Here is a 25,301-nt window from a genome sequence, read left to right as displayed (position 1 = left end):
CTACCATCTTCTGCGACTACCCTGATTGATCTGGTATTTTTGCATCCTAGAAGCCAAGGAGGCTCTCGTCATACCAAGAGCACGAGAAGCTTGATTCTGATCGCCTTGGTATCGCTCCAGTGCATATTGAATAAGCCTTTTTTCTATTTCTTCAATGAAAATAGACTCATCATCTTGTAAAACCAAAGTAAAGCCAGCACCTTGTATAACTTTATCTTTTTTCTTTGGCAGAGGGGCTTGTTCTTCTTCAGAGATGGCACAGAGAGCCTTCACTTTCTCTTCTTGAATTCTTTCTATGTTGTTCAGAATATTTTCTTTACGACTTCTTTTCCTGTCTAATCTTTCATAGCCCTTTCTTTCATTGCTTTGCCTTTCATGATTTTGTCTTTCGACGTTTTCTCTTTGCTTACCGGGTCTTTCTATACTCTTTTGCCTTTGTTCATTCTTATCATCCATCTCTGCTCGTACTTTTTCTATAGTTCTTTCGATAAAGTCTCTATCTTTACGAACCTGTTCATAGGAACTATCATAAGAACATTCCGCAACTTCTGGCAAATATAAATCATCTCTATCAATCCATTCTTGCTGACATAGAAGAATGGATCTTTCCACAACGGTTGCCAACTCTTTAACATTTCCCATCCATTGATAGGATTCTAAGGCAGCCATAGCAGAAGCTGTAAAGCCGTGTATTCGACCTGTTGAATCATAGCGTTTCAAAAAGTGATGAGCGAGAGATGATATATCTTCCATACGCTGTCGCAACGGAGGCAATAAGACAGGAACAATCCTGATATGGTAGTAGAGATCTTCACGAAAAAGACCTTGCTTGACCAATTGAGATATATTACGGGTCGTAGAAGTAATAAAGCGCACATCGACCACTTGCTCTTTCTCTCCCTGAAAAGGTCGAAAAAAGCGTCGATTCAATACTTCGAACAAGCTCGCTTGCATAGGCAAGGATAGAGCTGTAATTTCTTTCAAGTACAGAGTCCCACCCTGGGCCATCATCAAGGCGCCTTTGTGCCTTTGTTCAAAATCTTCTTGACCAAAGAGCTCCCTGTCCACCAATTTTTCCGGCACTGCAGAACAGTCGAATATAATTAAAGGCTTTTCTCGACGTTGACTTTGATAATGGAGCGCTCTCGCCACCGTTTCTTTACCTGTACCTCGCTCTCCTTGTAAAAGAACCGTTGCCGTTGAATTGGCTACCTGATCAACCAACTGTTGAATCGATTTGATAGCTTGGCTCTGCCCTATCAGCTCAAATTCACCATAACCCCGTCCCACCTGTTGACGCAAAAACCGAACTTCTTCTTGAAGTGATTCCATTTTGAGAGCTTTTTCAACAGTTACGCGTAATTCTTGCAGGTCAAAGGGTTTGTGAACGTAATCACAAGCTCCTAATTTAAGGGCTTGCAGCGTTTTCTCTAATCCTGTCTGGTGGTTCACGACGACCACAGGAAGCTGAGGGTGCTCTTGCTGCAACTTTTGTAAGATCAACATTCCATTCCAGTTAAGAGCATCCAGATCGAGAAGTACTAACTGTGGTACTGTTTCACTGATCAGTCGATGACCTTCTCCATCACTTTCAACGGCCCTTACCTCGTAGCCGACAGAAGAAAGAGCTCGAAAATAAACCCACCGCATATGCTCATCTTCAGCAATGATCAATAGGGTTGCTGACACCTCTACAACCTCCCTTCTCTGAGGAAGATAGGTACTCTTCTTGCAAAGGAAACTCTAGGGTCCATAAAAGACTTTTGTCCTCATCTTGATAAGATTTTTTCACTAGTAATTTCAATTTATAGAAAATACAATAAGCAAGAAGATAGTGTAAATTTTCTTCTAGGGAAGCATCCTTTTCCGTTTTGTTTTCAAAGAAAACAATAAAAGTTAACTGCAAAGGTCTTTGTGTATCTCCATCTATACAGCGAATTCCGTGTAAAGCTTCTACGCGAGCGAGATGGCTAAAAGCCAACTTTACTTTTTCTCCATCGGTCCATATTTTTTCTCTGATGAAGTTTGCAGAGAGTCCTTCTCTGGGCAAGACTTGTAATATCTGCTCTAGCCGCGTCCAAGAAAAAGAAGGATTTCGAATCAAACCATTGTAAATATCTTGCCATAGCCGTTCCTGTTCCACCAATTGATGCTGAAGTAACCGACTGTACGTCTGAAGTTGCGAGTGTTGACCTACATCTTCTTCCATCACTTGTAAGGTACCTTTTAACCTCGCTGTTTGCAGGCCTATCTTTTTAGCGAACTGGTTCAGCAACAACAGGATATCTTCCCCTATTCTATTGATGTCTGCTCTAGAAGAATCCTCTTTCTCTGTTAACTTGTTATTTTTTACCCCTATTTCATTTACTTTATCTTCTTTTACTTCTTCTTGTATTAACACTTTCGATTTCTTATTCCTGACAAAGTCTTGTTCAGACCATTGTTCCACAAAATAAAGACTGGTCATGGCAATGACCAGCATAAGAAAGGCTAATAACCCCGTTAATTCCATAGAAAATTGAAAAAAGGACAGATCTATATCCATCTCCTGAAGGAGTGGGCGAAGTAAAAATCCAAACAAAAGGGACGGTACGAAGAGACCTCCCACAAGCAATCGCATAAACCTTTTTTTCGTCTGGAGCTTCATCGCACCGTTCCTCCACACAGAAGCATCATATTCTTACTTAGAGCCTGTTTTTAGCAATAGATCCAACTGCTCACCCACTCGGACCATATGCCTAGCTAGCACTTCCATCTGCTTTTCTAAATCCGTAACTTTGGTTTCTACTTCCTCTACCATTTGTTGCATTTTTTGAAACTCATCAGATGGTATAAATGGCGTATTTTTATCATTGATAGGTCCGTTCATCGCTTTTTTTCAGTCCCTTCTATCGCTACGTTACAACCCAAGTCTCTAGAACTTTGATAGCGTCGAAAGCCTGTCTTACATTCAGGAAGGAAAGAGACTTACAGGAATATATGCACTTTCATTTGGATAGATAACTCAAAAAGATTTTTATTTTTTATACAACAAAACCTGATTACTCGCTTATGTAACACAAAAGTATTCTCCAAACATAGAGACCGGAGCCATACCAAGCTTCCGGTCTCCTAACCCTCCTCTATGATACACGCAGCTGCCGACTGCATGATTTGTCACCTTGTCTATCGGCTGTTCCCCATTGGGTATCGCTTTTCTTAATACAGCGCTTGTGAGCACCGATGAGACAAAAGAATATAAGAATTAGACCTGATAAAATGAACCATCATAAAAAATTTATTGTCATTTGCTCGAGCTTCTATGTCATTCCATAACAAAACGATTACCCTCCCGTTATGACCTTCTCCTCCTTTCTTAATCTAGCTATTCATGCCGGCCTATTACTTCCCCGCTCCATCACCCTCCGTGGTTTAAGAGAATGCTTCACCTTTCTGCTTTCCCTACCAATCAGGGTTTCCGCTCTGCAAAAAGGATCAACAACGAAACAATTTATCAGAGAAGCATGAAATAACGCCCCCTCTGGCAATGCCCTCCTGAACAAATCCCTCTCTGCACCGTAACGTGCTGCCGTTACGAAAGCTACCACCACAGTTGCAGCATCACGCATTGGAAACATCGATTTCAGAGTCAGTACCATTGCCTCGGTAACTCAGCCCATAAGCATCACCTTTCCTTCATAAAAAACTCTAAAACTATATTCGCCATATGGAATTATTTTCCTTCTTTTTCCACTTTCTTTTTTAATTAAATAGTAAATAATTTCCTTTAATTTTGTTAAGCCATAGACGATTTGCTCTAACATGGTATAATAGAAAGCAGAATCCTGCTTTTGTCCGGGCACAATGTCCGGGCAAAACTAAGGATGAAAATCAATGTTTCCTGATTACGTTGGGGTTACTTCATAGAGGGGACTGGTCATCACGCTTTCCTCCGCTCTGGACTGGTCCCACGCTGTTACCGCCAGCAAGCTACTGATACGCTGAGGTCCCAAGTCCCGCTGCGGAAAGCGTGATGCCCAGTCCCAGAAGGTTTTTGCTGATTGTTACTTCCGTTGACATTGCTTTGCGCATCTTTCTGCTATGTATACGCAACTGCCTATTTATTGTATTTGCAATAAGCCAAAACGCAGTCACAACCAGCAAGGTGTACCTGGGTCAGGCGTTATGACTTCCTGGAGAGAGGACTTCAGACCTCAGCCATCGGCAGCTTGCTGCCGCTTATGGCGTGGGATGAGTCCGTTCGGAAGGAATTCATAACGCCTGACCCCACCACAGAGTAGCTATTTTCGTACCAACCTCTCATGCCCGGGTGAGCACAACCATTTTGATGATTATTCTATTTACCTGTTAAACCCGCCATATCCGGTCGATATAAAAATCATAAAAGCAGATACTAGGAAATATCAGAGAGGGAAATAAGATGCAGATATACGCTTTCGTCGGTCCCAGTGGTACTGGGAAAAGCCACAGAGCCATCCGTTTGGCCCACGACATACACTGTCAGGTCATCATCGACGATGGTCTGTTAATACAAAGCAATAAGATATTAGCAGGCATATCCGCCAAAAAAGCAGCAACCCGCATCGGCGCTATTAAGACAGCTTTGTTTCATGAAGAAAAACATCGGGATGATGCCAAAAAAGCACTGGCTGAACTATCTCCACAAGGTGTGCTTATTCTGGGTACATCCGACGGAATGGTCAAAAAAATTGCGACTCGACTGGATCTGCCAAAAATAAAAGAAATCATTCGCATTGAAGATGTAGCATCGACGAAAGAAATCCGCAAAGCTCGTTATCATCGTATGCAACTGGGCAAACACGTCGTACCTGCACCTGCTTTTGAAGTGAAAAAGCGCTGGTCTGATGGTTTGATTAATCCGATCAAAGTATTCTTTCGCAAAAAAAGTGAAGAGCGAAAAGCCTGGGCAGAACAGTCTATTGTAAGACCTACCTTTACATCTCTTGGTAACCTTTCCATCTCTAGTCCTGCTCTTATTGATAGTGTTACCTATCAAGCAGGTACAATTGAAGGTGTAGCGACCATAGAGAAGGTTGATGTAGATTATAATGACGGTGATATCATTGTCGATCTTTTCGTAACCCTCTACGGCGGACAACCTTTGAATCAACTTGGCAAAGCCATTCAAGAACGGGTGCTGCAGGTGCTTGATTCTGGACTTGGTGTTTCTGTTCGTGCTGTAAATGTGCATATTGATAATGTTGTGTTTGAAGATTAAGAGACACAAAAAAGACTGGTCACCTTTTTACAAGGACCAGTCTTTTTTGTATGCTTTTATGGCTGCTATCGCTAGGCTGGATAGACAGGCTTATCTCCTTCAGACATTTCCTGGGCTAACTTAAAATCAACGCCTGTCTTCTTAGACAACTTCTCTTCCAAAAAGCCATAGGCAACATTGGGGAAGATAGCGTATGAAACAACATCTTCCTCTTTCTGCATCACCGGCGCTACGCCTTTCTTTGCTTCCTCCATACCTGGCGGAATTAGATCGGCAGGGCGACAATGGATCACTTCTTCATTACCAATGATCTTTTTGCGAACATCTTCATTTACTGGACCCGGTGGTTCGCCGTAGAAACCACGCATGTACTGTTTTACTTCATTCGTTGCCATTTTATAACGTTCACCAAGTAAGACGTTTAAGGCAGCCTGGGCGCCTACAATCTGGCTAGAAGGTGTAACAAGAGGTGGGAAACCGAAGTCTTCCCTAACTTTTGGCACTTCTGCTAGCACTTCTGGAAGTTTATGCAGTGCATTTTGCTGTGCTAGCTGCGATAAGAAATTGGAGATCATACCGCCTGGAACCTGATAGACAAGAACGTTCGTATCAGGTGTGCCATCGGTTAAGTCAAACTCACGGTATTTTTTACGAACATCTTTAAAGTAGTCTGCAATTTCTTTCAGTTTGTGTAAGTCTAGATTGGTTTTGTAACCTAGGCTTTCTAAAGAAACAATCATGGATTCTGTAGCAGGTTGCGATGTCGATAAAGCGAGAGATGAGATGGCTGTGTCCACAACATCAGCACCTGCTTCTATTGCTTTCATATACATCATAGCACCCATACCAGAGGTATAGTGGGTGTGTACTTGTACCATAAGTCCGACTTCTTCTTTGATGCCTTTGACGATTTCATAAGCAGGACCTGGTGCCATGATTCCCGCCATGTCTTTTACGCAAATGGAGTCAGCACCACGTTTTTGAAGCTCTTTGGCCATGTTAACGTGATAAGCTACGTCATGAATAGGGCTAATCGAATAGGAGACAACAGCTTGGGCATGACCGCCATATTTTTTGACGTATTCTATGGCTTTTTCCATGTTACGTACGTCGTTGAGCGCATCAAAGACACGGAAGATATCCATGCCGTGCTTGCAAGCATACATGACGAACGCTTCGAGAACATCGTCGGCATAATGTTTATAACCTACGACGTTTTGACCTCGCAATAACATCTGCAAAGGTGTTTTACAATATTGTTTTATGATAGATAGACGCTCCCAGGGATCTTCATTGAGAAAGCGCATTGTGGTATCAAAGGTTGCTCCACCCCATACTTCGAGAGAATGGTAGCCGATTGCGTCTATTTTATCAATAATCGGCAGCATGTCTTCGATTTTCATTCGAGTGGCCAGTAGAGACTGATGACTATCACGCAACGTAGTGTCGGTGAACTTAACAAGACCTCTTTCCATGCTCGCTTTCCTCCTGACCTTATGGTCTGGTCTTAGCCAATGCGTACCAGTACCTCACCTGCATTGACGGCCTGACCTTTTTTGACGCCAATATCTTGCACCGTACCGCTTTTCGGTGCAGCCAGTTCATTTTCCATTTTCATCGCTTCCAGTACCACAACTGTATCGCCAGCATTGACTTGTTGACCAACAGTGACTCTTACATCGATAATTGTTCCTGGCATAGGTGCTTGTACAGCTCCCTCTCCACCAGCCGCCGGTGCTGCTGCTTTGGCTGGGGCTGCTACTTTAGGAGCTGCCGCTTTTGGCGCTGCTACTTTCGGTGCCACCTTGGCAGCAGGGGCTGCTACTTGTGCTGGTACAGCCGTTGTGGCAAAGCCTTCGCCTTCACCAGGAATTTCTTCCACTTCAACATAGAACATCTGGTTATCAACACGAACCTTAAACTTTTTCACAAATATTTCCCTCCCGCTTTCAGGCATTCGAGATGCGACTTGCCTGGCGATTTCTTCTATGGACCGATCTGTTGTCTTTTGTCCAAGTGCTTCTGCACGGCCTCGTGCACGCCAGCCTGCTCTTCCAGACCAAGCTGAAGCGGTGTTCGATGTTATTCCGTTACTTCTAACAGTGATTCGACCAGACTTTTGATCGAGCTTTTCTATCTGTTCATAGCATTGGGCGCAGATCATGGCCGCCACTTGTGCTTGCTTTTGCCGTAAGGGGCTACGGGAGCCACCCTGTCTAGTACGGACCAATATGAACCCAACTCCTTTCCGAAGCGGGATTGTATTGCTCATACGTTCAGGAATCGTCAACTATATAGAAATAGTACTATTCCCTGCGTAAGATTGATAACCGCTCTTTATACAGGAATATTACCGTTCTTCTTCACTGGTCTACTTTCACGCTTGTTCGCAAGAGCTTCTAACGTTGCAATAAGCCGACTCCGTGTTTCTCTAGGATCAATAATATCTTCTACATAGCCACGGGCTGTTGCGATATAGGGGTTTGATACTTCTTCCCGGTATCGCTCCACCATTTGTTGACGCATTGTAATAGGATCTTCTGCATTTTCAATTTCTTTACGATAAATAATGTTGGCTGCCCCTTCTGGACCCATGACAGCAATTTCAGCAGTAGGCCAAGCGTAAGCAACGTCGCAACCGAGAGGCTTACCGCACATGGCTAGATAGGCGCCTCCATAAGCTTTGCGTAAAATAATTGTGATTTTAGGTACTGTTGCTTCTGAATATGCATATAGCATTTTTGCACCATGTCGAATGATGCCGCCATACTCTTGGTTCGTACCAGGTAAAAAGCCAGGAACATCTTCAAAAGTTAATAAAGGAATGTTAAAAGCATTGCAGAAGCGAACAAAGCGAGCCAGTTTGTCAGAAACATCTATGTCAAGGCAACCGGCAAGAACTTTTGGCTGATTGGCCAATATACCGACTGGACGACCATTGATGCGCCCAAAGGCCGTAATTCCGTTTTGTGCCCACAATGGCTGAACTTCAAAGTAGGAGCCACCATCGACAATACGCATTAAAATATCACGCATGTCATAACCCTGGTTCGGGCTTTCAGGAATGATTGCCAGCAACTCTTCTGGATCTAATTCTGGTGCTACTGGATCTGCCATAGGGGGATCTTCCATGTTGTTAGAGGGTAGATAGGATAAAAGAGTGCGAATCTGTGCAAAACTTTCTTCTTCGCTATCAGCCATAAAGTGAGCAACACCAGATTTTTGATTGTGCGTTAAAGCACCACCGAGCTCTTCAGGAGAAACATCTTCACCTGTGACCGCTTTGATTACTTGCGGACCTGTAATAAACATTCTTGAAATGCCGTCCACCATAAATATAAAGTCCGTAAGAGCGGGTGAATAGACAGCACCGCCGGCGCAAGGCCCTAAGATGGCTGAAATCTGAGGAATGACACCGGAAGAAATGGTATTCCGATAGAAAATGTTTCCATAACCATCGAGAGAATCTACACCTTCTTGAATACGAGCGCCACCAGAGTCATTGAGACCGATGCAAGGTGCACCGTTTTTAAGGGCAAGGTCCATAACTTTGCAGATCTTATCAGCATGTGCTTTAGAGAGGGAACCGCCTGATACAGTAAAGTCTTGCGCATAGACATAGACAAGACGACCATCGATGGTACCTTGACCAACTACAACGCCTTCACCTGGATTCTCAAGGTTGGCAAAGTCTGATTTCCCTACAAAAACGCCTACTTCTACGAATGAGCCCGCATCGAGAAGCATATCAATCCGCTCGCGTGCTGTTAGTTTGCCTGCTTCATGTTGTTTGGCGATCCGTTTCGGTCCTCCGCCACCTTTGATCTTCTCACGATATTGCTCCAATTGAGCCAAACGTTCTTCCATGTTCAAAGGATAGCAACCTCCCATGCATTCAATTACTTTTCATCTTCCCTTTGGCACAGTTCTACTAAGTGTCCAAAGGTTCCCTTAGGATGTAAGAAAGCGATCATAGCTCCACCAGCACCTCGACGAGGCTTCTGGTCGATCAAAGCGACGCCTGCTTTTTTCAGTTCTTCAAGCTTTGCTTCTAAGTTGTCAACGCGGTAAGCAATGTGATGCATACCTTCCCCATTTTTGGCGATAAACTTAGCCACAGGACCTTCTGGGTCTGTTGATTCTAGAAGCTCTACTTCTGAGTCACCTGTCGGTAAGAAAGCTACTTTTACTTTCTGATCAGGTACTTCTTCGATCATGGTACACTTGATACCGATGACATTTTCATAGAAGTCAATGGCCTGCTGTAGGTCTTTTACTGCAATACCAATATGGTCGATTTTTAGAACTTGAGGTTTTACTTGAGGACCATAAAAGTGATCTTGAATGTAGCGCACCACATCTTGCGTTGACGTTCCAGGCGTAAAGACAGCAGAAATACCCGATTCCTTGAGAGTCGAAATATCTTCGTCAGGAATGACGCCGCCGCCAATAACAAGTACATCGTGAATACCTTGTTCTCGTAGCCTCTGAACAACAGGTGGGAAAAGGTGCAGGTGAGCACCTGATAAGGAACTAAGAGCAACTGCTTGTACGTCTTCTTGAATCGTTACTTCAACAATTTGATCCGGTGTCTGACGAAGACCCGTGTAAATAACTTCCATACCAGCATCTCGTAGGGCCTGGGCGATAACTTTGGCGCCTCGATCATGACCGTCTAAGCCTGGTTTCGCGACGAGAACACGAATTGGTTTTTGATTCATTGCAACAACCCTCCTTGAAAGCTAGAAAATGATCTGTTGACGATATTCACCATAAACGTCACGAAGGACACCGCAAATTTCACCCAGAGAAGCGTATTCTTTAACAGCATCAATAATGACTGGCATCAAGTTATCGTTGCTTTGTGCTGTGGCACGTACTCTTTCTAGAGCAGCCTGGACGCGAGCTTGGTCGCGTTGTTCTTTGATCTGCTTGAGCTTTGCTTTTTGTGCTTCACCAAGGGCTGGATCAACGCGAAGTAAATCTTTGGGAGGCTCTTCTTGCATCTTGAACTTGTTAACACCGATGACGACGCGATCTTCTGACTCAATCTCTTGCTGATATTTGTAGGCACTAGCCTGAATCTCTCGTTGCATAAATTCGATAGCGTTGGGTGCACCGCCTATTGAATCAATCTTATCGATATAAGCCATGGCTTTCTTTTCAAGCTCGTCCGTTAAATGTTCCACGAAATAAGAACCACCGAGTGGATCGACCACATCAGCCGCACCAATCTCGTAACCGATGACTTGTTGCGTCCGTAAAGCAATCAGTACAGATTCCTCGCTGGGCAGAGCAAGCGCTTCATCACGAGAATTAGTATGGAGAGACTGGGTGCCGCCGAGTACAGCCATCAAAGCTTGATAAGCGACACGCATAATATTTACATTGGGTTGTTGAGCTGTTAAAGTAGAACCTGCTGTTTGTGTATGGAAACGTAGCATCCATGACTTGGGATTCTTAGCGCCAAAGCGCTCTTTCATGATTTTAGACCAAATTCTACGAGCGGCTCGGAACTTAGCAATTTCTTCGAAGAAGTTCAGATGTGCATTAAAGAAGAAAGAAAGTCGTGGTGCAAATTTATCAACATCCAGTCCAGCATTGATAGCTGCTTGTACATAAGCAATGCCATCAGCAAGTGTAAAGGCAATTTCCTGGGCTGCTGTGGAACCTGCTTCACGAATGTGGTAGCCCGAAATAGATATAGTATTCCAGTTTGGTACCTGCTCTGCACAATATGCAAAGATATCAGTAATGAGACGCATTGAAGGTTCTGGTGGGAAAATATAAGTTCCACGAGCAATATACTCTTTTAAGATATCGTTTTGAATCGTTCCGTTCAGCTTATCGGCACTGATGCCTTGCTTTTCTGCAACAGCAATGTACATGGCCAGTAGAACAGCAGCAGGTGCGTTGATCGTCATGGATGTAGAAACCTTGTCCATAGGAATTTGATCAAAAAGAATCTCCATGTCTGCCAGCGTATCAATGGCTACGCCTACTTTTCCGATTTCTCCCTGTGCAAGATCGCTGTCCGAATCATAGCCGATTTGTGTAGGAAGATCGAAAGCGCAAGAGAGGCCTGTCTGACCTTGTTCTAATAAATAACGAAAGCGCTTGTTCGTTTCTTCTGCTGTCCCAAAACCAGCGTACTGGCGCATGGTCCAGAGTCGACCTCGATACATGTTCGGTTGTACCCCTCGTGTATAAGGATACTCACCTGGTAAGCCTAGCTGTTCGTTGTAATCAAAGGATCCAAGATCATCTGGTGTGTAGACAGCATCGACAGAAATGTCACTATCGGTTGCAAAAGATGCCCGACGCTCTGGAAATCGTTGTGTTACTTTATCCAGTTTGTTCGTTTTCCAATGTTCTTTTTTCTCTTTTAATTGAGCTACTTCGTTGGGGTCGAACATGAAAGCATTCTACCTCCCTCATTGATCGCATTGGTATATGTGAGTAAAGCGATGAGCGCATTGCCACAAGGGCAGCAATTGTACCCATCGCTTCCAATTTTGAAGGAACTATTTTTTCAGCACTTTTTGAATCATATCAACAACTTCGTAGGGGAAAGTGGCAACCTGGGCACCTGCTTCTGTCAAGGCTTTCACTTTGCCTTCATAGGTACCTTTACCACGCTCGATAATTGCACCAGCATGTCCCATTCTTTTCCCGGGCGGTGCACTTTTACCAGCCAAGTACGCTATCACTGGCTTGGACATGGTCTTAATATATTCAGAAGCTTCTTCTTCTGCGTTGCCACCGATTTCACCGACTAAAACGACTGCTTTCGTATCAGGATCCGCTTCAAAGAGCTTCAGCATATCAATAAAGTTCGTGCCGGGTACACGGTCACCACCGAGACCCACCACACTCGTTTGACCAATACCAACATTGGTCAAAGAGCCTACAATTTCATAGGTAAGGGTTCCAGAACGAGCTACTACACCAACAGGTCCCTGTGAAAAAGCAACGTTAGGTAGAATACCTAGCTTGCACTTCCAAGAAGCCATACCAAAAGTATTGGGACCAATAATGGTGACACCTTTCATCTTAGCCCGATTCACAATGAACAATTCGTCCATCACAGGAATATGTTCTGTGATAATGACGATAACTTTGATACCTGCTTCAATCGCTTCTAAAGCTGCATCTTTACAATAAGGAGCCGGAATGAAGAGAACTGTAGCATCAATGGGATGTTCTTCTACAGCTTCAAAAACCGTTTCATAAAGAGGCACACCTTCGTGAATGCGACCGCCTTTGCCTGGCGCTACGCCAGCGACAACGTTGGTACCAAATTCTTGCATTCTTTTCAGATGAAAAGTGCCCTGTTTTCCTGTGATCCCTTGAATAAGAACCTTAGATTGTTCATTTACTAAAATAGCCATGCTTACTGTGCCTCCCCAGCTTTAGAAAGTTCTACAGCTTTTTGAGCTGCTTCTTTCATATTCCTGTATGCATCGATTCCTACTTCTTGTAGAATCTTTACGCCTTCTTCTTCGTTCGTACCAACCATACGAACAACAACAGGCACAGGAATACCTTTATTTTCTTTCACATAGGCTAGGGCTTTGGCTACATCATCACAACGAGTGATGCCACCGAAGATGTTAATAAAAATCACTTTAGGCTTCTGTGCTAGCAAAATCTCAATGGCTCTAGCTGTTCCTTCTACGCCAGTGCCGCCACCTGCATCCATGAAGTTGGCAGGTTCTCCGCCAAACAGCTGTACCATATCCAGTGTACCCATGGTGATACCAGCTCCATTGGCCATCACTGCAATGTCGCCACCAAGCTGAACATAAGAACCGATGCCTGCATCGCGTGCCATTTTCTCTATCTCGGTCATATCTTCATCAACATACTCAATATCTTTTTGGCGATAAAGAGCACTGTCGTCAATGGTAACTTTAGCATCGGCTGCGATTACTTGATCGCCAGAAACGACAAGTGGATTGATTTCTACAAGTTCAGCATCTTTTTCAATCATGCAGCGATACATTTTCTGTACCACATCGCTATAACCTTTGGCCAAAGCACCTTTTAGGCCAATTCGACGAGCCAGATCTTTCGCCATATAAGGTTGCAAGCCTAAGAATACATCTAAGTGAACTTTTACAATATCTTCTTCAGCCTGTTCCTCAATATCCATACCACCTTTAGCGGATGTAATGAGAACAGGTGCTTGAGAAGCACCATCAATGGTAATGGCTACATAAATTTCACTTTCTATTTTTAACTTTTCCTCTACCAACAGGCGATTCACAGCGTGACCTTGTACGGTCATCGATAAAATTTCAGCAGCAGCATCTTTTGCTTCTTCCGGTGTATCAGCAAACTTAATGCCACCGGCTTTGCCTCTTTTCCCTGACAACACTTGTGATTTTACGACAACGGGACGTCCAATTTCGGCGGCCACTTTTTCTGCTTCTTCTGCCGTTGTTACCATACGACCAGAGGGAACGGGAATTCCAAACTGTGCGAACAATTCTTTGCCCATGTACTCAAAGCATTTCACGGTATGAGAAAACCTCCTCATTTTACAGTACACTTTTTAACAGTTCACCTTCTATAATAACAGGCAAGTCTTTACAAAAAAAGTGTTTCTTTCATTGGAAGTTGTCGAAGGTGCTGCTAAAAAGTGTCGCATATGCAAAAAGACCTGCGTCTTTTATTGGATGGGAGGACAAAAGGTCAGATCCGATCAATGCATATATATGCATTGATGAAGCCTGAGATCCCTTCGTCCCTTTACAACCAATAAAAAACTCAGGCCACGTTGCTAATTCCATGAAGGAAGGTCTTGCTATAAAAGCAGGACCTTTCCTTCGTCTTTAAGTTACCCCGTTAAAGCTATTTAAACCCTTAGGATCGCAATGCTCTGGAGAACCAACGTTTTACCGTTTCTCTCCCCATATCACCAATGGACGTGGTCAATGGAATTTCTTTTGGACAAACTTGAACACAGTTCTGGGCGTTACCACAGTCACTGATGCCGCCTTTGTCCATAATTGCATCAAGGCGTTCGTTTTTTTGCATCGCCCCTGTTGGATGGGCGTTAAAAAGACGGACTTGCGATATTGCTGCAGGTCCCATAAAGTGCGATTTTTCGTTGTAATTTGGACAAGCTTCTGCACAACAACCACAGGTCATGCAGCGTGAAAGAGGATAAGCCCATTCTTGCACTTCTGGTGCCATTCGAGGTCCTGGGCCTAAGTCATAGGTACCATCTATTTGAACCCAGCCTTTTACCTGCTTTAAGGTTTCAAACATTTTTTTTCGATCCACATGGAGATCACGAAGAACAGGAAATTTGCTTAAAGGCTCTAGTGTAATCGGCTTTTGGAGTTGATCTACGAGAGCGGAGCAAGCTTGTTGAGGCTTTCCATTAATCACCATCGTACAAGCGCCACAAACCTCTTCCAAGCAATTACATTCATAGACAACGGGAGATGTCTTTTGCCCGTTGGCTAAGACTGGATTCTTTTGAATATGCATCAACATGGCAATGACATTAAGGTTTTTTCGATAAGGAATATCGAATTCTTCCCAGCGAGCTGGTGCTTCTGGGCTGTCTTGTCTTTTAACGCGTACTCTTATTTTTTCTCCCATGATCACTTCGCCTCCTTGTCCACGTCATATCGGCGAGGCCGCGGCTTGATCAGAGACACGTCCACATCTTCATAGGTGATGTTGGGACCTTCAGCCGTCCAACGAGCCATGGTCGTTTTGAGGAATTTCTCATCATCACGTTCGGGAAACTCAGGCTTGTAATGAGAACCACGGCTTTCATTACGCAATAGAGCACCGACGGTAATGGCTCTAGCTAGTTCTAGCATGTTCCATAAGTGGCGAGTGAAGATAGCCGATTGATTGTCATGACGTGCTGCATCAGGTAAACCAATCTTATGGTATCGTTGCATCAGTTCTTGAATTTGCTCATCGGCTTTTTGAAGGTTTTTATTGTAGCGAATGATCGTAACATGCTCCGTCATCAGCTCACCGAGCTCTTTATGCAACACATAAGGATTCTCGTTGCCTTGCATTTTATAGATTGATTCCATTTTGCTTTGCTGGACTTTGACTTCTTGATCAAAGATAGATTGCGGTAGATCCTGGGCAGACTTTTTGAGCCCTGAAGTATATTTCATAACGGATGGCCCTGAGACCATACCGCCGTAAATTGCAGAAAGCAAGGAGTTAGCACCGAGACGATTGGCACCATGGTACTGGTACTCTGCTTCACCACTGGCAAAAAGACCCGGGATATTGGTCATGCCATTATAGTCAGTCCAAAGTCCACCCATGGTATAGTGCATACCAGGGAAGATTTTCATGGGCACTTTACGAGGATCTTCGCCTACAAATTTCTCGTAAATCTCGATAATGCCGCCCAGCTTACGGTCGAGCATCTTCGCATCAATATGGGAGAGATCGAGATAAACCATAGGCTCTCCGTTGACGCCAAGCTTGAGCTCATAGCAAACTTTATAAATGGCTCTTGTTGCTACGTCACGAGGCACCAAGTTACCATAGGCAGGATACCACTCTTCTAGAAAATACCAAGGTTTCCCGTCTTTATAAGTCCAGACTCGACCGCCTTCACCACGAGCAGACTCTGACATCAAGCGAAGTTTGTCTTCACCTGGAATTGCTGTAGGGTGAACCTGAATCATTTCACCGTTACTATAGAAGACACCTTGTTGATAGGCAGATCCTTGTGGTGAGCCTGTGTTAATGGTGGAATTGGTGGAACGGCCAAAGACCATGCCAATGCCACCTGTGGCTAGAATTACAGCTTCACCACGAAAAGCTTTGATTTCCATGGTTGTCATGTTCTGTGCTGTCATGCCTCGGCATTGCCCTTCGGAGTCAAGAACAGCAGAGAGGTAATCCCAACCTTCATACTTTGTAACACGGCCTGCTGCTTCCCAACGACGAACTTGCTCATCCAAAGCATAGAGAAGCTGTTGGCCTGTTGTCGCACCGGCAAAAGCAGTACGATGATGCTTTGTGCCACCAAAACGACGAAAATCTAGAAGGCCTTCCGGCGTTCTGTTAAACATAACACCCATGCGATCGAGCATGTTAATAATGCCAGGCGCAGCATCACACATAGCTTTTACAGGCGGTTGGTTCGCTAGAAAATCTCCTCCGTAGACAGTGTCATCAAAGTGTTCTGCTGGGGAATCGCCTTCCCCTTTTGTATTTACTGCGCCGTTGATGCCACCCTGCGCGCACACGGAATGCGAACGCTTCACTGATACTAATGAGAAAAGGTCGACTTTGCCACCTGCTTCGCAAATCTTAATCGTTGCCATAAGGCCTGCTAACCCGCCGCCAACGACAATAATTTTCGTTTCCATATTATCCCACCTCTTGCGTCTTTACTGCAGAAAAGAGATCAGGGATCCGATGCCTGCTGCCGATAATACAGCGAAAAATCCCATACATAGAGCAAAAGATACTTTTTGTGCTTTCGGGCCAATGGTTACGCCCCAGGCAACAAGGAAGCTCCAAATACCATTGGTAAAGTGAAAAGCTGCTGCTAGAAAACCAATTAGATAGGCTGCGAAAATCAGCGGGTTAGAAAGCATTTCTCCCATAGCCTGGAAGTAGCTTTGCGAATAATAAAGATTGGCCGCTTTCAATGTCCATACGTGCCAGACTACAAACACCAAGGTTATAATGGCTGTAATTCGTTGTAGATAGAACATCCAGTTCTTAAAGTAACTGTATCGCAAGACATTGTTCTTTGCACCGTAAACAACCCAGAGTCCATAAAGAGCGTGAAATGCAATAGGAAGAAAAATGAGACCAACCTCTAAGAAGATCTTAAAGGGAAGATTGTGAAGAAAAGATACAAAAAGCATCCACATCTCTTCTCCCAGAATCGCCATGGAATTGGTGATAGTATGCTCTAGAAAGAAGAGTCCAATAGGGATAATGCCGAGCAAAGAGTGCACTTTTCGGATGGCAAAATGATTGTTAGACGCCATAACGCTGCCCCTTTCGACCCAGATTTGTAATGGTCTGGTTACTTTTCTTGCTTTTGTTTTTTATTTACGACTTTGTAGAAGCATGAAAGAACTTCAGGAAACTAGGTCACCCAAAGTTAGTACTTTTTTTCGCAAGCCTCCTTCTAACTTATCCTTTTATAAAATGCGCGCATTCTAAATTAAATTTGAGAACGTTGAATAGTTTATCATGTGTCAACAAAAGTAGTCAACTATTTCTGGATGGGCTAATATACCAATTGTCTAGCATATTTTTCTGATTCTCTTAAATTATCACATTATTTCTTGCATTATCACAATGACTTACCTCACTGTTTATTGTGAATAGTTTAACATTCAAGTGTATATCTATATGTTCACTTGGTATTGTCTTTGTGTATTACTTATTAGACAGAATTTTATAATTCCCTTTTCTCAAAAAATTTTGAATACTTTTGATATCTGACAAATGCTTTTTGTTTTTTTTCACCATAGAAATAGACGTAATATGTTAAATTATGTACTAATCGATATCATAAGTAAGGCCCCCATCGTTTTTAAAAACGATGGGGGCTCACTTTTTGATTCATTGTTATTTTGAAGGCAACTTTCGATACTGCTGCATCTTCTAGCGAGATATAGCTTCTCCAATATCGCCTAACATATCATTAAAAGATGCTGAGTTGATCTTACCACTACGTCCCATATAGAAGACTCTTGTAGGGTGGCTTTCTGTTTTTGGAGGCACATACCACACTCTTCCAGACTTTCCTTTGGCTTTTTCGTAGGTCACAGCCATACGACGTTCCGCTTCGTAAATTTTCTGACAACTCTGTTGGTAAATGACCGCTCTAACCACGGAAAGGCGAATCTGACTCTCCATATTGCCGGATTCCCGACAAGTAGACTCAAGACGCTCAGCTTCGGCTTGTAGTTCTTCCAGTGACATGTTGATGAATTCCATGGCCATATCTTCTCTTGAAGTCACTGACTCACCCTCCCCTTTACAGAGAATACTAAATTTTAAGAATATTATAACGCTCTTACCAGCTATCGTCAATGGTTAAACAATCATTCCTAGGCAGAATATTTTTTTTCTTTTTTCACATACCCTTTTGTTCCATGAACCAAGAAAGAAGATGCATTGTTTTTTATTTTTGTCAAGATTAGTATAGTATTTTTTGGTTGAATAGGTTACGCTAGACTTGACAATTAAACCATTTCGTGTTTAGAGCCCTCTCTCTATAGAACATTTATTCTTCTTTACGGAGGCATTCTTGTATGGAAAAAAGATTTGACGCTTTGATCATCGGTTGCGGTCCTGCCGGATTGTCAGCAGCTTTGAACTTACAAATTCGAAAGAAATCTTTTCTCATTCTAGGATCTAAAGTTTGTAGTCCCTGGCTAGAAAAAGCGGAACGCATCGATAATTATCTTGGCTTTCCCGGTATCAACGGTACAGCGTTGCGCGATCTTTTTCTTGACCATGTCAAGAAAATGGACATATCGATTCAAAGCGAAAAAGTTTCCTCCATTTATCATCTGGGCGACTTTTTCGTGGCAAAAAGTGGCACAAAAGAATATGAAAGCAAAGCTATAATTATTGCTACGGGCGTGCACATAGAAAAGCCTTTAGAAGGGGAAAATGATTATTTAGGTCGCGGTGTCTCTTATTGCGCCACCTGCGACGGACCTCTCTATCGTGATAAAAAGGTAGCACTTGTTGATTTTACGGAAGAAGAAGGATGGGAAGAGGCAACCTTTCTATCTGAAATCGTTGATAAGATCTTCTACTATCCCGTAAAAGGCATGAAAACTCGAACCCCCTTGTCCAATATGGAAGTATTACAAGAAAAACCGCTAGCTCTCGAAGGCAAAGATGATAAACTACAGGCACTGGTTCTTGAAAACAGTACTGTCCCAGTGGAAGGTCTTTTTATCATTCGTGAAACACAGCGTGCTGATGTACTGCTACCTGGTCTAGAGACAAAGCAAGGTGCTATAGTAGTAGATGAAAATATGGCAACGAATGTTCCAGGCGCTTTTGCGGCCGGTGATTGTACCGGCAAACCTTATCAACTAGCAAAAGCCGTTGGTCAGGGGGGCATTGCGTCTTTATCTGCTGTTTCTTTTTTAGACAGTCGCCGTGCCTAAGCTGACCTCCATTGTCCCTAGGAACATGTTTTTTCTAATCATGGCTCTTATAAATTCCCTATGCAATTCTGGGTAGACTTCTTTTTGTCTTTTGTGGTAACATGTTCATGAAAAAGGAGAGTGGGGATTTCATGCTTTTTAAATCTAGCGAAATTGTTGAGTTTGCTGTGGCTATCGAGAGAAATGGTGAAGCTTTTTACAAAAGCTTGCTTGGTAAAGTAAAAAGCGGCCAAGCACATCATGTTCTTCAATATTTGGCTGCTGCAGAACAACAGCATATTAAAGATTTTCAAAGCTTACGAGATCGTTTAGGCGACTACCAGGCACCTCAACAATATGATGGTGAATATGAAGCGTACCTTACATTTTTAATTGAGAGCAATGTTTTTGGAAAAGCACCAGAAGTGGAAAAGTTGGTAGCACAAATACAAACAGATCAAGATGCCATAGATCTAGCCATTCGCTTTGAAAAAGAATCCATTCTTTTCTTTAACGAGCTTCTGCGTCTTGTTTCAGAAAGCGATAAAGAGCCCGTTAAGGAACTAATTCGCCAGGAACAGGAGCATATCTTAAAGTTAGTTGAATTGCGTAAAATAATAGAAAACGCATAGCTTATTCATAAGAGAAAATAAAAAGCCTTGTTGTTCACGTGAAACAAACAAGGCTTTTTTTCTGTGCTTGAAGGCATAGAGTTTTTCTTCATAAATTTAGTATTTTCTACGAACTATAAAAGCACTGGATACTTTTCACTTTCACGTTCCCTTGCTTTTTTAAGCAGAAGAAAGTACTATAAAGAGAGAAGAAATACCCTCGGGGGTATCATCTAGGAGGAGTCTTGTTTATGAAAAAATTTCGTCTATCCCTACTTCCCCTTCTATTGCTCACCCTTGCTTTAATTTTGGGCGGCTGTGGCGCTGACAGTAGCGATCAAGGGACACCGACCACTTCTTTCGGCATGAGAGGTCACCAGGCACCTGATTTTACACTGAAAACATTAGAAGGACAGGATATCACCTTATCTGAACTACAAGGCAAACCTGTTGTGCTTAATTTCTGGGCAACCACATGTCCCTACTGCTTAACCGAAAAGCCTCATGTGAACCAGTTTTACGCAGAAAACCAGGAAAATGTCGTTGTCTTAGGTGTAAATCTTGCCTTTCAAGATGATATCAACGATGTGAAAAAATTCTTAGATATTGCCAATATAACCTTTCCTACCGTCTTTGATGAAACAGGCGAAGTTACCATGGCTTACCGAGTTGGTGGACTACCTACAACCTATATCATCGACAAAAAAGGGATTATACAAAATGTAAAAATGGGTGCCATTGCAAGCAAAAGTGAATTAGATTCCCTTGTAGCACCCTTGCGGTAAGGTAAGAAAAAACCCTGGTCCAGCGCTGTTTTTCTACAGCGGGACCAGGGTTTCTACTGTATTTGAGACCTAATTAGGACTTTTCCTCCAGTGCAGCAACAGGTACTTCGATTCGCTTACCATCTACTAGCAGCTTCACCTGCGCTGTATCTTTTCCGCGGTCTACTTCTTCAATCCAGACAGAGCTTTGTTGGTACTGCACTTCAATCGTATCAGGCGACTGAAGAATTTCTTCGGCTCTTCTAGCTTCCATTCTTAGCACCTCCATTTATAAGCTTCTACTCGTAGCATGGAGAAAGTTATTAAAACAATGCATGGATAAAAATGTATACTAGAAAGGAAGGTCGCGATGTAAATAATGAATAGGTACGGCTAGACCAACGATTGATTCGCTATCTTCCTCTTGTCTCAACGTTGCAAAGATAACAGCAACCACATTACCAGCTTCATTAAAAACAGGGCTTCCGCTTGAACCTTGGTAAATTGTACTTTCAATCATCCATACAGGCTCATCCCAGTTGCGAAGTTTCGTGGACCCCAGGTACTCGCCTTCTTTTATGACTTTTGAAAAGCCAAGAGGGTTGCCAATAATTAACAAGGACTCGCCCGCATGAATCTGTGAGCGTAAATCTACAGGCAAAGCCGGCAATTGATCTCCATCAATTTTTAGTAAGGCCAGATCAATTTCAGGAAATGATTTGTGTTCTTGCACGCGATAGACTGCGCCACCTCGTGAAAAACTAACATAAATAACTCGAGCATCTGCTATCACGTGATGATTGGTCACAATCAGTCCTGACGCATCAATATTAAAGCCTGTCCCTCTTCGCCCTAATGATTCTACATGAACGACAGCCTCCTGTAGCGCTTTCATTTCTGGGTTTTGTGCAAGTTCCTGCGAGCGAGTTAAGAAATCTAAAGGCGGAAGACGCAATCCATAAGTGCTTCCTAAAAGAACAAGAAATAAAAAGATAAGTCCTGTAGTCCATCCAATCACGCGAACCATCATGGCTGACTGTTTTTTTCTTTTTCCCAGCTCTTCCGCTTCATCGTCATGTTCATAGCGCTCATTCAGTTCTTGAAAAAGATCGATTTCCAGTTGGCGTTCCATCTCTGGTGTAATCGGCACTTTCCAGTAAGATTGGTCGGAATTATTTTCTCTACGAACAGCCAGACGACGTTCTTTCTTTTCACTGTCTTGCTTTTTTTCTTCCATAAGTCCTCCCCTATTGTAGTGCTATCGCATGGCCGCTTTTTTTCTACAGACAAAATGAACAGGAGGGAATCTACCATGCCCCTGGTCTTTACCGAAAGTCAAATACAGCGCTGTTACAAAGCGATTCAAGTGCGTACTTCGAGACGAAAGTTTAACGGAGAACCATTAAAATCTCATGATATATCTGTTCTCCAAAGCCTCTGTCAATCCTTCCGTCCCTTTCATGGACTTAGAGCTGTCCTAGTCAACGAGCCACCTGATGATATCTTTACAGGTCTTGCCGGTTCTTATGGCAAGGTAAAAGATGCACCTGCTTATATGGCCTTTATTGGTAAAAGCGATCTCGAAGAAGTAGAAGGAAAGATTGGCTACCTTGGAGAAGCCCTTATCTTAGAGGCGACAGCAGCAGGCCTTTCCACTTGTTGGGTTGCAGGTTTTTTCTGTCCTTACATGGTTAGAAGTCAAATTGACTTGCAAGAAAGAGAAAAAGTTTATGCAGTCACACCCCTTGGCTATACAGACAAAGGTCTTAACTTCGAAGAAAAAACTATGTCTTTTCTTGTAAGTTCAAAAAAAAGAAAAAGCCTTGTTCAGCTTACAGCAGGTCAAGATCATACCACCTGGCCTCAAACAGTGCAGGAAGCTCTCAAAGCAGTACAGTGGGCTCCCTCTGCAGTCAACCGTCAGCCTTGGAGAATTCGAAGAGAAGAAAAGAGCTTCATCATTGCCACAGATGGTCCACAGGGCAGTTATGGCATATCGAAAAGACTGGATTGTGGTATTGCTATGGTGCACTTTGAAGTGGCACTGCGCTATCACGGAGAAGAGGGAGATTGGCAATGGCTTCATGAGCCTGATGTAGCAAAGTGGACTGTCCTGGAGAAACAGTAGAAGGGCCGTAAGGCGCTTTTGCTTCCTGTACAATTGAGGTCTGTCGACAGGCTATTGATAAACCAGTATAATTGCATAGAACCAAGAATGGTTGGAGTCTTGGTTCATCCTATTATTGCCATTACTAAAAGAGAATGCTTCTGTATACGTATGCGGTAGTGGAAGACCTCAACGTCCAACCATCAAACCCTCTCTAAATACCCGCATGACAGTCTCCATAAGAAAAAAAGAAGTGAACCAGAATAGGTAGATCGTACATACATTTTTCTTGAGAGGCTTTTTCTCCGGAACAGTAGAAAAGGATGATTGACATGCCTGATGAAAAAGAAAAAATTTTACGGGATCAGCTAGAATTAATCAAGTATCGGCTAGAATTGCTTGGACAAATTGAGGAAAAGCTCAAAGAAATGCGCGCCCTTGCTGTCTATGCCTCAACAAGAAACCTCAACGAAGAAGAAGCCCGTAAAATCCAAGAATGGGTTGATAAGTTACAAGATGAGATTGCTCTATTAAACGAAGAAGCCGAAGCTTTTTCTGATAATCACGACCTTTCTCAGCAAGAAAAAGACCGAATTATACATTAACGAATTGAGAGAAAGCAAAACCAACATTCTCTGAACTTCTTTAGGAGTGAACGCTTTTGCTTTTGACAGAGAAAGAAAAAGAACTATTGCTATCAATTCTAAAAAAAGAACGTGGCAAGATATTTCAAGGGAAAGAAAAAAAAGACTCCATAGAGTCTCTCATCCACAAACTAGAACAATCAATGCGAAATATACAAGTCAATAAAATTCCCAAAAAAGTAGATACTTTCAAAAAGTCTTTTTCTGAATAACTTTTTTATAGAAGCAGAGAGAATCCCCAGCCGTAACAGGTGGGGATTTTTTCATTTGATGGTCATGCAACAAGCAGGGCAACCTGTTTTTCCCCAGAATGGGCGCAGAGATCTCGGGAAACTTAACCATATAGGAACGGGCCATCCCGCAACTACCAAGAAAAAAGGCAGGTGGCATATAAAGGCTTTCTACAGGTGACAGGAAATTTTTAAGGAGGATCGGCATTGCAATGGCGTGATCAATTAGACAAAAGAAATTTTATCTTTCTTATGGCCAATGGTGCCTTGTACTTTTCTGCTCTCGCTTTTATTGACGCCAATGTATTAATCCCTCTCTTTTTGAACGGTCTAACAGAATCACCTTTTCTGGTAGGTCTAGCAGCAGGGATTCGTTCCATTGGCTTTTTCCTGCCTCAGATCTTAATTGCCGGTTGGGTTACAGGCGCTCAGAATTTGAACATTTTTCAATCTCGCTTGCACCTTTTTACACGTACAATTTTAATCTTACCTGTTTTGTCCATTTGGTTTGGATTTTCTCCTACTATAATTGTGACAGTATTCTTTATAAGCTTTACCATCTTTGCTTTTGGCGAAGGCATGGGGCAAGTCTCCTGGATGGATATCTTCAGTCGAACCATCGATAAATCACACCGTGGTAAGTTGTTGGGTATGATGCAAGCATTGGGTGGCCTTGGCGCTTTAGTCGGTGCCTTTGTCGTGCAAAGAGTTCTTGTTTCACCGGAGTGGGTTTTTCCCAACAATTTTGCTTTGCTTTTCTTTCTCGCTTTGTTTTTACTCTGGGCTTCTATTTTTGCCATTCGTATGACCCAAGATCCAGCCAAAAAAGACGCCGACAAAAGAAAAGTGTCAGCTCGCTATGTCGTAAGCCATGTGCCCAAGTATCTCGGTGATCATCCTACCTTTCGCAAAATGTTGCTTGTACAAGTGCTTATGGGTTTTAACATCATTGGTTTTCCTTTTTATATTCTTTACGTACAACAAACAGGGTCTTTGCCTGCCTGGCTCATCGGTTTTATCGTTATGTTCCAGATTATCGGTCAAGTGCTTGGTGGTTTGCTCTGGGGCTATTTGAGTGACAAAGCAGGCAATAAAAAAACGATCATGACCACCCTCGCTGTAAATATCTCAGTCCCGCTCTGGATCCTCCTATCGGGGCAAGTTACAGGCTTGATCTCGATCGTTGTAACATTGGCTGGCTTTTTGAGCCTTGGTATGGTACTCGGCGGCTGGCTCGGCTTTGTGAACTACCTCATGGAGACAACATCAGAAGAAAAGCGACCTATCTATGTAAGTATCTCTAACCTTTTTGCTTCTCCCGTTGCACTTTTGCCTCTGGTAGCCGGTGCCTTCCTGAAAATCATTCCCATGCCCTGGTTGTTCATTACCATCGCTATAATTCAGGCCATCGCCCTCTTCTTCGCCTTCCGCTTGCCTGATCCTCGAAATCAAGAAAGCACTGGTGTACCCACCTTTTTGGGACACCCCGAACCGGCTCGGCGCCCGAAAGAATAATCGAGCACAGAACACAAGGGGGGACGGTTCTGCTTTGTCGTCCGAACTGTCCCCCCTGT

General features: G+C 43.2%; 23 protein-coding genes and 2 pseudogenes. 8 read left to right on the top strand and 17 right to left on the bottom strand.

Annotation, left to right across the window (positions count from 1 at the left end):
• Genes FTV88_RS14815 through FTV88_RS14805 form a run of 3 tightly spaced genes read right to left on the bottom strand, consistent with a single transcriptional unit; the run spans position 1 to position 2,869 of the window.
• Positions 1 to 1,689: a sigma-54-dependent transcriptional regulator gene (locus FTV88_RS14815; RefSeq protein ID WP_153726318.1), complete on the bottom strand. Its 1,689-nt coding sequence runs from the start codon at positions 1,687 to 1,689 to the stop codon at positions 1 to 3.
• Positions 1,661 to 2,647 (bottom strand): hypothetical protein, encoded by a 987-nt coding sequence (locus tag FTV88_RS14810; protein ID WP_153726317.1) that lies wholly within the window; start codon positions 2,645 to 2,647, stop codon positions 1,661 to 1,663. Before FTV88_RS14810 ends, FTV88_RS14815 begins: the two co-directional genes overlap by 29 nt.
• A gap of 33 nt (positions 2,648 to 2,680) precedes the next feature.
• The gene (locus FTV88_RS14805) at positions 2,681 to 2,869 is read right to left on the bottom strand and encodes a hypothetical protein (protein ID WP_153726316.1); all 189 of its coding nucleotides are present in this window, start codon (positions 2,867 to 2,869) and stop codon (positions 2,681 to 2,683) included.
• 1,551 nt (positions 2,870 to 4,420) lie between these two features.
• On the opposite strand from FTV88_RS14805, the gene FTV88_RS14795 reads away from it, so the two are divergent.
• Positions 4,421 to 5,239 (top strand): Asp23/Gls24 family envelope stress response protein, encoded by an 819-nt coding sequence (locus tag FTV88_RS14795; protein WP_153726314.1) that lies wholly within the window; start codon positions 4,421 to 4,423, stop codon positions 5,237 to 5,239.
• A 71-nt stretch (positions 5,240 to 5,310) separates the two neighbouring features.
• Here the strand turns inward: FTV88_RS14795 and FTV88_RS14790 are convergent, their stop codons facing one another.
• The 12 genes and pseudogenes from FTV88_RS14790 to FTV88_RS14740 all read right to left on the bottom strand — a co-directional run bounded on the left by FTV88_RS14790 (position 5,311) and on the right by FTV88_RS14740 (position 18,226).
• Positions 5,311 to 6,714: a pyruvate carboxylase subunit B gene (locus tag FTV88_RS14790; protein WP_153726313.1), complete on the bottom strand. Its 1,404-nt coding sequence runs from the start codon at positions 6,712 to 6,714 to the stop codon at positions 5,311 to 5,313.
• Positions 6,715 to 6,746: 32 nt separating this feature from the next.
• Entirely contained in the window at positions 6,747 to 7,469 is a 723-nt protein-coding gene (locus FTV88_RS16210) for a biotin/lipoyl-containing protein (protein ID WP_368277390.1), read from the bottom strand.
• Positions 7,470 to 7,576: 107 nt separating this feature from the next.
• Positions 7,577 to 9,112 carry an acyl-CoA carboxylase subunit beta gene (locus FTV88_RS14780; RefSeq protein ID WP_153726312.1) on the bottom strand — a complete coding sequence of 512 codons (1,536 nt, stop codon included), beginning with the start codon at positions 9,110 to 9,112 and terminating at the stop codon, positions 7,577 to 7,579.
• Positions 9,113 to 9,138: 26 nt separating this feature from the next.
• Positions 9,139 to 9,528 (bottom strand): annotated as a pseudogene (gene mce / locus FTV88_RS15705) (methylmalonyl-CoA epimerase); the annotation flags it as partial.
• A gap of 48 nt (positions 9,529 to 9,576) precedes the next feature.
• Positions 9,577 to 9,960: pseudogene (locus FTV88_RS15700) on the bottom strand (cobalamin B12-binding domain-containing protein); the annotation flags it as partial.
• A 21-nt stretch (positions 9,961 to 9,981) separates the two neighbouring features.
• Complete coding sequence (locus FTV88_RS14770) at positions 9,982 to 11,655, bottom strand: acyl-CoA mutase large subunit family protein (protein WP_153726310.1); 1,674 nt, start codon at positions 11,653 to 11,655, stop codon at positions 9,982 to 9,984.
• Positions 11,656 to 11,763: 108 nt separating this feature from the next.
• Complete coding sequence (gene sucD / locus FTV88_RS14765; RefSeq protein ID WP_153726309.1) at positions 11,764 to 12,630, bottom strand: succinate--CoA ligase subunit alpha; 867 nt, start codon at positions 12,628 to 12,630, stop codon at positions 11,764 to 11,766.
• A 2-nt stretch (positions 12,631 to 12,632) separates the two neighbouring features.
• Positions 12,633 to 13,760 (bottom strand): ADP-forming succinate--CoA ligase subunit beta, encoded by a 1,128-nt coding sequence (gene sucC / locus FTV88_RS14760; RefSeq protein WP_153726308.1) that lies wholly within the window; start codon positions 13,758 to 13,760, stop codon positions 12,633 to 12,635.
• A gap of 347 nt (positions 13,761 to 14,107) precedes the next feature.
• A complete protein-coding gene (gene sdhB / locus FTV88_RS14755; RefSeq protein WP_153726307.1) occupies positions 14,108 to 14,854 on the bottom strand; it encodes a succinate dehydrogenase iron-sulfur subunit in 747 nt (248 codons plus the stop codon).
• A 2-nt stretch (positions 14,855 to 14,856) separates the two neighbouring features.
• Positions 14,857 to 16,608: a succinate dehydrogenase flavoprotein subunit gene (gene sdhA, locus FTV88_RS14750; RefSeq protein WP_153726306.1), complete on the bottom strand. Its 1,752-nt coding sequence runs from the start codon at positions 16,606 to 16,608 to the stop codon at positions 14,857 to 14,859.
• 21 nt (positions 16,609 to 16,629) lie between these two features.
• The gene (locus tag FTV88_RS14745; RefSeq protein ID WP_153726305.1) at positions 16,630 to 17,241 is read right to left on the bottom strand and encodes a succinate dehydrogenase/fumarate reductase transmembrane subunit; all 612 of its coding nucleotides are present in this window, start codon (positions 17,239 to 17,241) and stop codon (positions 16,630 to 16,632) included.
• Positions 17,242 to 17,866: 625 nt separating this feature from the next.
• Positions 17,867 to 18,226 carry a hypothetical protein gene (locus tag FTV88_RS14740; RefSeq protein WP_153726304.1) on the bottom strand — a complete coding sequence of 120 codons (360 nt, stop codon included), beginning with the start codon at positions 18,224 to 18,226 and terminating at the stop codon, positions 17,867 to 17,869.
• A gap of 293 nt (positions 18,227 to 18,519) precedes the next feature.
• Here FTV88_RS14740 and FTV88_RS14735 point away from each other — a divergent pair, with 293 nt between their 5' ends.
• The 3 genes from FTV88_RS14735 to FTV88_RS14725 all read left to right on the top strand — a co-directional run bounded on the left by FTV88_RS14735 (position 18,520) and on the right by FTV88_RS14725 (position 20,767).
• The gene (locus tag FTV88_RS14735) at positions 18,520 to 19,392 is read left to right on the top strand and encodes an NAD(P)/FAD-dependent oxidoreductase (RefSeq protein WP_153726303.1); all 873 of its coding nucleotides are present in this window, start codon (positions 18,520 to 18,522) and stop codon (positions 19,390 to 19,392) included.
• Positions 19,393 to 19,523: 131 nt separating this feature from the next.
• Entirely contained in the window at positions 19,524 to 20,003 is a 480-nt protein-coding gene (locus tag FTV88_RS14730; protein ID WP_162008077.1) for a ferritin-like domain-containing protein, read from the top strand.
• Positions 20,004 to 20,233: 230 nt separating this feature from the next.
• Entirely contained in the window at positions 20,234 to 20,767 is a 534-nt protein-coding gene (locus FTV88_RS14725; protein ID WP_153726301.1) for a peroxiredoxin family protein, read from the top strand.
• 73 nt (positions 20,768 to 20,840) lie between these two features.
• Here FTV88_RS14725 and FTV88_RS14720 read toward each other — a convergent pair whose 3' ends face one another.
• Together FTV88_RS14720 and FTV88_RS14715 are read right to left on the bottom strand one after the other, a co-directional pair.
• Positions 20,841 to 21,020 carry an H-type small acid-soluble spore protein gene (locus tag FTV88_RS14720; RefSeq protein WP_153726300.1) on the bottom strand — a complete coding sequence of 60 codons (180 nt, stop codon included), beginning with the start codon at positions 21,018 to 21,020 and terminating at the stop codon, positions 20,841 to 20,843.
• A 78-nt stretch (positions 21,021 to 21,098) separates the two neighbouring features.
• Entirely contained in the window at positions 21,099 to 21,983 is an 885-nt protein-coding gene (locus tag FTV88_RS14715; RefSeq protein WP_153726299.1) for a S1C family serine protease, read from the bottom strand.
• A 75-nt stretch (positions 21,984 to 22,058) separates the two neighbouring features.
• On the opposite strand from FTV88_RS14715, the gene FTV88_RS14710 reads away from it, so the two are divergent.
• The 4 genes from FTV88_RS14710 (at position 22,059) to FTV88_RS14695 (ending at position 25,242) form a co-directional block, all read left to right on the top strand.
• Positions 22,059 to 22,874 (top strand): nitroreductase family protein, encoded by an 816-nt coding sequence (locus tag FTV88_RS14710; protein WP_162008076.1) that lies wholly within the window; start codon positions 22,059 to 22,061, stop codon positions 22,872 to 22,874.
• 311 nt (positions 22,875 to 23,185) lie between these two features.
• The gene (locus FTV88_RS14705) at positions 23,186 to 23,458 is read left to right on the top strand and encodes a hypothetical protein (RefSeq protein ID WP_153726297.1); all 273 of its coding nucleotides are present in this window, start codon (positions 23,186 to 23,188) and stop codon (positions 23,456 to 23,458) included.
• 56 nt (positions 23,459 to 23,514) lie between these two features.
• Positions 23,515 to 23,709 (top strand): hypothetical protein, encoded by a 195-nt coding sequence (locus FTV88_RS14700; RefSeq protein ID WP_153726296.1) that lies wholly within the window; start codon positions 23,515 to 23,517, stop codon positions 23,707 to 23,709.
• A 225-nt stretch (positions 23,710 to 23,934) separates the two neighbouring features.
• Complete coding sequence (locus FTV88_RS14695; protein WP_153726295.1) at positions 23,935 to 25,242, top strand: MFS transporter; 1,308 nt, start codon at positions 23,935 to 23,937, stop codon at positions 25,240 to 25,242.
• Positions 25,243 to 25,301 lie beyond the last annotated feature (59 nt).

Origin of the sequence: Heliorestis convoluta, assembly GCF_009649955.1 — a bacterium.
GTDB lineage: Bacteria > Bacillota > Desulfitobacteriia > Heliobacteriales > Heliobacteriaceae > Heliorestis > Heliorestis convoluta.
This window is presented reverse-complemented; position numbering and strand designations above follow the sequence as displayed.